General features: G+C 60.4%; 4 protein-coding genes and 1 pseudogene. 4 read left to right on the forward strand and 1 reads right to left on the reverse strand.

Annotated features, from left to right (window positions below; all coding sequences use genetic code 11):
• Positions 1-164, reverse strand: a pseudogene (locus tag ACRESD_RS20655) (ribonucleotide-diphosphate reductase subunit beta); the annotation flags it as partial.
• 249 nt (positions 165-413) lie between these two features.
• Between ACRESD_RS20655 and ACRESD_RS20660 the strand changes: the two are divergent.
• The 4 genes from ACRESD_RS20660 to ACRESD_RS20675 all read left to right on the forward strand — a co-directional run bounded on the left by ACRESD_RS20660 (position 414) and on the right by ACRESD_RS20675 (position 3,983).
• Positions 414-881 carry a GNAT family N-acetyltransferase gene (locus tag ACRESD_RS20660; RefSeq protein ID WP_431752598.1) on the forward strand — a complete coding sequence of 156 codons (468 nt, stop codon included), beginning with the start codon at positions 414-416 and terminating at the stop codon, positions 879-881.
• A gap of 114 nt (positions 882-995) precedes the next feature.
• Positions 996-1,508 carry a formaldehyde-activating enzyme gene (fae, locus tag ACRESD_RS20665; protein ID WP_017138437.1) on the forward strand — a complete coding sequence of 171 codons (513 nt, stop codon included), beginning with the start codon at positions 996-998 and terminating at the stop codon, positions 1,506-1,508.
• A 10-nt stretch (positions 1,509-1,518) separates the two neighbouring features.
• Entirely contained in the window at positions 1,519-2,553 is a 1,035-nt protein-coding gene (locus tag ACRESD_RS20670; RefSeq protein ID WP_431752599.1) for an aldo/keto reductase, read from the forward strand.
• A complete protein-coding gene (locus ACRESD_RS20675) occupies positions 2,550-3,983 on the forward strand; it encodes an NAD-dependent succinate-semialdehyde dehydrogenase (RefSeq protein ID WP_431752600.1) in 1,434 nt (477 codons plus the stop codon). Before ACRESD_RS20670 ends, ACRESD_RS20675 begins: the two co-directional genes overlap by 4 nt.
• Positions 3,984-3,990 lie beyond the last annotated feature (7 nt).

The raw sequence follows: 3,990 nt of genomic DNA on the forward strand, positions 1-3,990 counted from the left end.
ATGGCGGCGGAGTCATTGGCGGTGACGGCGCGGGCTTCGATGGCGGCCGCAGCGCCGGCACCGTCGAGGCGGTCCATGTTGGCTTCGGTGGCGTGGCCGGCGTTGGCGCCTTTGATCACCGCTGCACCGGTGTCTTCGTTATCGACTTCATCCCAACTCAGCATTGAAATACTCCTTCCTGGTACTCGAAAAATAGGTGTCTTGCAGGCTTCAAGGCATTGAAATACTGCGCAGAGTGTGGTCGGAAAATACCGATGCTGCACACTATGTAGTGGTCATTCGTGTTTGTGGGCACACTATATGGTGTGTAACAAAGTAGGTCAACGCACAACATGTGCGGTCTTGAGTCGCTGGCGCAGCACTATTGAGCTATAAAGCCTGGGTTCATTGACTACCGGTGGAATTTCAAGGGAATGAAAAAACTACTGATCCGAACCGCCCTGCTGGAAGACGCGCAAAGCATCTTCGAGGTGCATAAAAACTCCGTCGAAAGCCTTTGCGGTGGCGATTATGCCCCCGATCAGATTGCCATGTGGCTCGACGGTCGCTCACCCTCGACTTACCGCGAGGCCATTGCCGCTGGCAACCTGTGGTTGGCGTACACCGACACCTTGCAGGGTTTCGTCGAGATCGACGGCCATGAAGTCAGCAAATTGTTTATCCGCGGTGATGCGGCCGGGCAGGGCATTGGTGCGCGCCTGTTGAATGAAGCCTTGCAGCGGATAAAAAACGCCGGCCATCCCAATGCGTACCTGGAAGCCACCCTTACGGCTGAAAAATTCTATGCCGCCTTCGGCTTTCGCAAGATCGGCGAAGGTACGTTCAGCCGTGGCAATAGCCCGGTTTCCATCGAAATTATCAAGATGGAACTCGATCTGTAGGGGCCATGAGGAAAACTCACACCCCTATGACTTTTAATGGTTACAGCCGCCTCAAAGGCTAGTGCTAAAAATTCGCCAACCAGCTCTCCATAACAACAACGAGCGTTTGCGAAAATGAAAGCACTTGATCTGTATATCGGCGAAGGCTTCGAAGGCCCGGGCGTCAATGCTGCCCACATCAACATCCTCATCGGCCCACGCAACGGGCCGGCCGGACAAGCCTTTGCCAATAGCCTGGCGTCCCCAAGCCAAGGCCATTGCCCGTTCATGGTGATTGCCCAGCCGAACATTCCGGTCAAACCCATGACCCTCTACGTCAACAAGGCTGCCATCGGCAGCGACCTGCACGGCAATGCCACCTGGGGCGCGTCCCAGGCCGGGATTGCCAAGGCCGTCCTGGAAGCCCTGCTCGACGGCACCTTGCCGCCTGAAGCTGAAGACGAGTGGGCCATCGTCACCGCCAACTGGGTCAACCCGGGCTGCGATGATCTGGACGCCGTCTACCTCAACAACTACAACGCCTGCCGCACTGCGATCCGTGCCGCCCTGAACGGCACGCCGTACACCGCGCAACTGGCCGATGTGGTCAACCACATCAGCAACCCTTTCTACACGCCAAAAGCCTGAGGAGCCTGCCATGCAATACACTCGATTGGGCAACTCCGGCCTGCAAGTCTCGCGCCTGTGCCTGGGCACCATGAACATGGGCACCCCGGACTGGAAGCCGTGGATCTTCGACGAAAAACAAAGCGAGCCCATCGTCGCCCATGCCCTGGCCAATGGTGTCAACTTCATCGACCTGGCCGACTTCTATTCAGCCGGTGTCGGCGAAGAAGTGGTGGGGCGCATCCTCAAGCGCGTCGCCCGGCGTGACGACATCGTGGTCACCACCAAGGTCGGCTACGGCACCCGCAGCGGCATCAACGCCAGCGGCCACTCGCGCAAGCACATCATGGACAGCATCGACGCGTCCCTGAGTCGCTTGGGAATGGATTACGTCGACGTGTTCATGCTGCATTACTTCGATGTGAACACCCCGGTCGAAGAAACGATGTGCGCCCTGAACGACATCGTGCGCTCCGGCAAGGCCCGCTACATTGGCGTATCGACCATGCTCACGGGGCAGCTTGCAAAAATACTGATGGCCTGCGAGCGCAATGGCTGGGTCAAGCCGATCAACATGCAACTGCAACTGAACTGCGCCTACCGCGAAGAAGAGCGCGAGATGATCCCGTTCTGCCGCGACCAGGGCCTGGGCGTCTCGGTGTTCAGCCCGTTGGCCCGTGGCTTGCTCACCGGTGAAGTGCAGTCGACACGCAACCAGACTGACTTCTTCACTCAGCAGATGTACAGCGACCAGGCGTCGTTCGACATTGCCCACTCGGTACAACGTGTGGCCCGTGCCCGTGGTGTGTCCAACGCACAGATCGCCCAGGCGTGGGTCGCCAACCATCCGGGCGTCGACGTGATGCTGGTCGGTGCGGACACCACCGCGCAATTCGACAGTGCGCTGGCCGCCCTCGACACCCAACTGGATGCCGAAGAGTTGCACGAACTGGAACGTAACTACACCCCGTGCGACGTGATCAACGACTACACCGCCGGCAAGCGCATCCTGCGTGAGGCCCGCCCGGGCCTGGACCGTTTCAACCTGACCGAGGCCGTGGCATGAACCCGCTGATCCGTACTGGCAACTACATCGATGGCCAATGGTCCAGCGGTGGCGCGACCTACCCGGTGCTCAACCCGGCCAATGGTGCGCTGATCGTCGATGTGCAGCGTGCCGCCGTCGAAGAAACCCACCTCGCCATCGACGCCGCCAACCGTGCCTTGCCGGGCTGGCGCAAGCTCACCGCCAAGGAGCGTAGCCAGCGCCTCAAGCGTTGGAGCGAGTTGATGCTGAGCAACCAGAAAGACCTCGCCCATCTGCTCAGCCTGGAACAGGGCAAGCCCCTGGCCGAAGCCATGGGCGAAGTGGTCTACGCCGCGAGTTTCCTGGAATGGTTCGCGGAAGAAGCCAAGCGCGCCTATGGCGACGTGATCCCTACGCACAAGGCCGATGCACGCATCATCGTGACCAAGGAAGCGATTGGCGTGGTGGCCGCGATCACGCCGTGGAACTTCCCCTTGGCGATGGTCACGCGCAAGGTCGGGCCAGCCCTGGCAGCCGGTTGCACGATGATCCTCAAACCGTCGGAAGAGACGCCTTTGTCGGCGTTCGCCCTGGCGGTACTGGCTGAACAGGCCGGTATTCCGTCCGGTGTATTCAACATTGTCTCCGGCGATGCCGTGGCGATTGGCGGTGCGCTGCAGGCTTCCAGCGTCGTGCGCAAACTGTCGTTCACCGGCTCCACCCGTACCGGCAAACTGCTGATGCGCCAGGCCGCCGACACCCTGAAGAAAGTCTCGTTGGAGCTGGGCGGCAACGCGCCCTTTATCGTGTTCGACGATGCTGACCTGGATGCCGCCGTCAAAGGCGCCATGGCCTCCAAGTTCCGCAACACCGGGCAGACCTGCGTGTGCGTCAACCGCTTCTTTATCCAGGACGGCGTGTACGACGCGTTCACTCGCAAACTGGCTGAAGCGGTCAGCGCCATGCGCGTCGGCAGTGCATTGGAAGGCGAAACCGAGCAAGGCCCGCTGATCAATGCCGCGGCACTGGCCAAGGTCGAAGCGCATGTCGGCGATGCGCTGGAGAAGGGCGCCAAGCTGCTGTGCGGCGGCCGTCGCCATGCACTGGGCGGCACCTTCTTCGAGCCGACCATTCTTACCGAAGCCAGCGGCGACATGCTGATCGCCCAGGAGGAAACCTTCGGTCCGGTGGCCGCGTGCTTCCGCTTCACGGATGAAACCGAGGTACTGCAGCGAGCCAATGACACACCGTTCGGCTTATCCGCCTACTTCTACAGCCGCGACATCGGCCGCGTGTGGCGCATGGCCGAAGGTCTGGAAGCGGGCATGGTCGGTATCAACGAAGGGATCATCTCCACCGAAGTCGCACCGTTTGGCGGGATCAAGGAGTCGGGCCTGGGCCGTGAAGGCTCCAGGTACGGCCTGGAGGATTACCTGGAGATCAAATACCTGTTGATGGGCGGTCTCTGACCCCATT

The organism is Pseudomonas sp., assembly GCF_050739995.1.
Lineage (GTDB): Bacteria > Pseudomonadota > Gammaproteobacteria > Pseudomonadales > Pseudomonadaceae > Aquipseudomonas.